6 protein-coding genes and 1 pseudogene are annotated in these 2,757 nt (G+C 61.8%); 4 read left to right on the forward strand and 3 right to left on the reverse strand.

What is annotated here, in order from left to right; all coding sequences use genetic code 11:
* Nucleotides 1-586: 586 nt before the first annotated feature.
* On the reverse strand, nucleotides 587-991 hold the full coding sequence (locus MESS2_RS29370) for a ubiquitination-like system serine protease family protein (RefSeq protein ID WP_008878332.1): 405 nt from the start codon (nucleotides 989-991) through the stop codon (nucleotides 587-589).
* Entirely contained in the window at nucleotides 988-1,113 is a 126-nt protein-coding gene (locus tag MESS2_RS33900; protein ID WP_008878333.1) for a hypothetical protein, read from the reverse strand. Before MESS2_RS33900 ends, MESS2_RS29370 begins: the two co-directional genes overlap by 4 nt.
* On the opposite strand from MESS2_RS33900, the gene MESS2_RS33905 reads away from it, so the two are divergent.
* Nucleotides 1,100-1,222, forward strand: a complete 123-nt coding sequence (locus MESS2_RS33905; protein WP_280113344.1) for a hypothetical protein — start codon at nucleotides 1,100-1,102, stop codon at nucleotides 1,220-1,222. The genes MESS2_RS33900 and MESS2_RS33905 overlap by 14 nt on opposite strands.
* A 41-nt stretch (nucleotides 1,223-1,263) precedes the next feature.
* Nucleotides 1,264-1,772: pseudogene (locus MESS2_RS29375) on the forward strand (PQQ-dependent sugar dehydrogenase); the annotation flags it as partial.
* Nucleotides 1,773-1,818: 46 nt separating this feature from the next.
* Here the strand turns inward: MESS2_RS29375 and MESS2_RS33730 are convergent.
* Nucleotides 1,819-2,040, reverse strand: a complete 222-nt coding sequence (locus MESS2_RS33730; protein ID WP_244440120.1) for a hypothetical protein — start codon at nucleotides 2,038-2,040, stop codon at nucleotides 1,819-1,821.
* Between MESS2_RS33730 and MESS2_RS34310 the strand changes: the two genes are divergently transcribed.
* Both MESS2_RS34310 and MESS2_RS33735 read left to right on the forward strand, forming a co-directional pair.
* Nucleotides 1,982-2,221 carry a Rossmann-fold NAD(P)-binding domain-containing protein gene (locus tag MESS2_RS34310; protein ID WP_425277768.1) on the forward strand — a complete coding sequence of 80 codons (240 nt, stop codon included), beginning with the start codon at nucleotides 1,982-1,984 and terminating at the stop codon, nucleotides 2,219-2,221. The genes MESS2_RS33730 and MESS2_RS34310 overlap by 59 nt on opposite strands.
* Nucleotides 2,222-2,292: 71 nt before the next feature.
* A complete protein-coding gene (locus MESS2_RS33735; protein ID WP_008878335.1) occupies nucleotides 2,293-2,628 on the forward strand; it encodes a Rossmann-fold NAD(P)-binding domain-containing protein in 336 nt (111 codons plus the stop codon).
* Nucleotides 2,629-2,757 lie beyond the last annotated feature (129 nt).

Genomic DNA, 2,757 nt, shown 5'->3' on the forward strand with positions numbered 1-2,757 from the left:
AGGAATTGCTACTCCTCGACGCGAACCAGGATTGCTAGAAGGCCGGCGAATTTGCGGTGGCCGAACCGAAGACCGCGCAATAGTGCGTAGTCGGGGCAGGGCGAGCGTTCATACATGAAGCGTCGGCTGCTTCGCGCCTATTCCGGACATTGAGGCCGGGCCTTCCGCCTGAAAGTAGACATTCCAATCACGCTATAGCTCGCGGCCGCGCAGTAAAACAGTCGCCACGGCTAGATAGGAAGGGAGCGGGCGAGTAGCCGAAACCGGCCGGCGGTGATCAACTCCCGGTAGTTGGCTCCCTCCACAAGCGCACGACCCAGGGTCTTGGAGCCGGGACGAACACGGGGCAGGGGTCTTTTTACGCTATGATTGTGGGTCTGTGCTCTTGAATTGCAAGCGCCACGTCTGCCGCTGTGTGGCATCCCGAGGCTGCGCGTCAATATCGATAAGGGGAGACTTGGTCTCCCCTTATTTCTTTTGATGGCGGCTCACAGGTCACTTTGCTCCGCATGGCGTCGCAATGGAAGGGGTTTCGTCGCTACTCAACGTCCGCCTGTCAGCCGCTTGCAGAATACGGGGTCATGGCTTAGCCGCGGCTGAACAAGCTGAGCAGGTGCCGCCAGGCCCGATTCCACCAGCGGGATTTTCGGTTCATCTCGCGGTGATGGGCCTCGCGCCGGCCATGGTCAGACTTAAGGGCTGCCACGGTCTGGGCGGCACTCATGGGCCGCAACCAATCGACCCTCCCGTCGGTGATGAAATAGTGCGAGCTGCAAGGCAGCTGCCCGCTGTCGATCGAAGGCCGAACGGTTGGCTCGCCATTGCGTTCTGTGACCTTCCAGCCAGCCGGACCGAGCGAGACAGGCACCTTGCTGCCGCAGCCGCATGCGCAAAGGTGCATCGCGATTTTATATTCGTCGGAGACATACAGCACGCCGGGATCCAGCGCCGCCGGCACATAGTGGACCTTGGCCAACCGGAAGTCAGTCACGCGTCGGGCTCCACAAACAGGCGGGGCAGGATGGTGTTCATCAGAAGGTTGTAGGCCGGCAGCGCCTGGGCGTAAAATCCGCAGTGTTGCTTGTAGGCGAGCATGGCGATGCTGGCGTTCATGGCGTTTGAGTTCAGCGATCTGGATGTTGGCCCGGTATTCGTGGCCGGGCGGATCGCTCAGCGGCACCAATTGCTTGGCCCGCACCTCTTCGGCATTCTCGGGTTTTAGGACGGTCGTACGTATCATGCCGGCGAGGGCGTCGTTCTGGCGAGAGCGGGGAGCTCTGGGTGGTCGTCAACGAGCGGGACGACATCGGCAGCGACCTCGTTCCCGACTATATGACATCAGTCAAGGATGGCGCCTTCTACGGCTGGCCCTATAGTTACTTCGGCCAACACATCGATGTCAGAGCGCAGCCGCCGCGTCCGGATCTCGTCGAGAAGGCGATCGTGCCTGAGTATGCGCTCGGGCCGCACACCGCGTCGCTCGGCTCACCTTCAACACCGCCGACCTGTTCGGTTCGGGAATGAAGAACGGCGCCTTTATCGGCCAGGATGGTTCATGGAACCGCATGCCCCGAAGCGGCTACAAGGTAATCTTCGTGCCGTTTGCCCAGGGCAAGCCGTCGGGGCCGCCGCAAGATGTGCTCACCGGGTTCCTGAGCAACGGAGACAAGGCGCTCGGCCGTCCGGTCGGCGTCGCCATCGACCGAACTGGCGCGTTGCTGGTCGCGGATGATGTGGGGAACAAGATTTGGCGGGTGGTCCCGGCTGACTAAGCGCCGGCGCAGTGCCGCGCGGCGTCGAAGGGATTGGGACATGGACCTAAGCGACGGCACTGCCGAACGGATCGTCACTGTTTTCGGTGGAACAGGGTTTCTCGGCCGCAGGCTCGTGCAAAGTCTCCTCGAAAAAAAGCTTCGGTAGCGCGCTGTATCCCGCCATCCGCATCGCGCGAAACCAAAGACGGCGACGACCGCGCCCAAAATTGCCCGAACTGGTCGAGGCCGATATATTGGGGGCTTCTTCCATCGGATCGGCCGTCACAGGATCATATGCCATAGTGAATGCGACCAGCCCCTATGTCGAACGTGGAGATGTGACGTTCGAACGCGTGCACGTGAAGGCAGCCGCGGACCTCGCCCGTGCGGCGCGCGGAGCTGGAGTGGAAAGGTTCGTCCAGATCTCGGGATCGGCTCCGATCCGCAATCAGACTCGACATACCTAAGGGCACGCGGGCCGGGGGAGGGGGCGGTACTGCTTGCTTTTCCAGGCGCGCTCGTCGTTCGATCGGCCGTTATGGTCGGGCCCGACGATGCCTTCCTGACGACGCTGATGCGGCTGGTCCGCCTCCTGCCGGTCTATCCGTTGTTCGGCGACGGCGCGACACGGCTTCAGCCCGTTTACGTCGGGAAAGTCGCCGAAGGGGTAAGTCGGCTAATCGACAAGAGCAACAACGAGCCGTCGACCTTCGAGTTCGGCGGCCCCCGCGTTCTGAGTTACAAGGAACTGGTACTGGAAATCGCCCGAAGCCTGAGCAGGCGCCCCATGCTGGTGCCGATGCCGTTTGCGGTGTGGAATGCCGTTGCAGCCATGGCGGAGTTCATTCCGGCCGCCCCGATCAAGCGCAACTAGGTTGACCTCATGCGCGTCGACAACGTGGCGGTCGACCTGCCAGGATTGAGGGAAGTCGGAATCGAGCCGCACGACATTCAGCAGGTCATCGAGATGTTGGAGCACCCTGGCGACTAAGGACAGTCGTCA

The organism is Mesorhizobium metallidurans STM 2683, assembly GCF_000350085.1.
Taxonomy (GTDB): Bacteria; Pseudomonadota; Alphaproteobacteria; order Rhizobiales; family Rhizobiaceae; genus Mesorhizobium; species Mesorhizobium metallidurans.

What these genes read in the sequence shown, in the direction of transcription:
- MESS2_RS33905 (WP_280113344.1), top strand. Translation starts at nt 1,100, where the DNA reads ATGCTGGCGTTCATGGCGTTTGAGTTCAGCGATCTGGATGTTGGCCCG.
- MESS2_RS33735 (WP_008878335.1), top strand. Translation starts at nt 2,293, where the DNA reads ATGGTCGGGCCCGACGATGCCTTCCTGACGACGCTGATGCGGCTGGTC.
- MESS2_RS33900 (WP_008878333.1), bottom strand. Translation starts at nt 1,113, where the DNA reads ATGAACGCCAGCATCGCCATGCTCGCCTACAAGCAACACTGCGGATTT.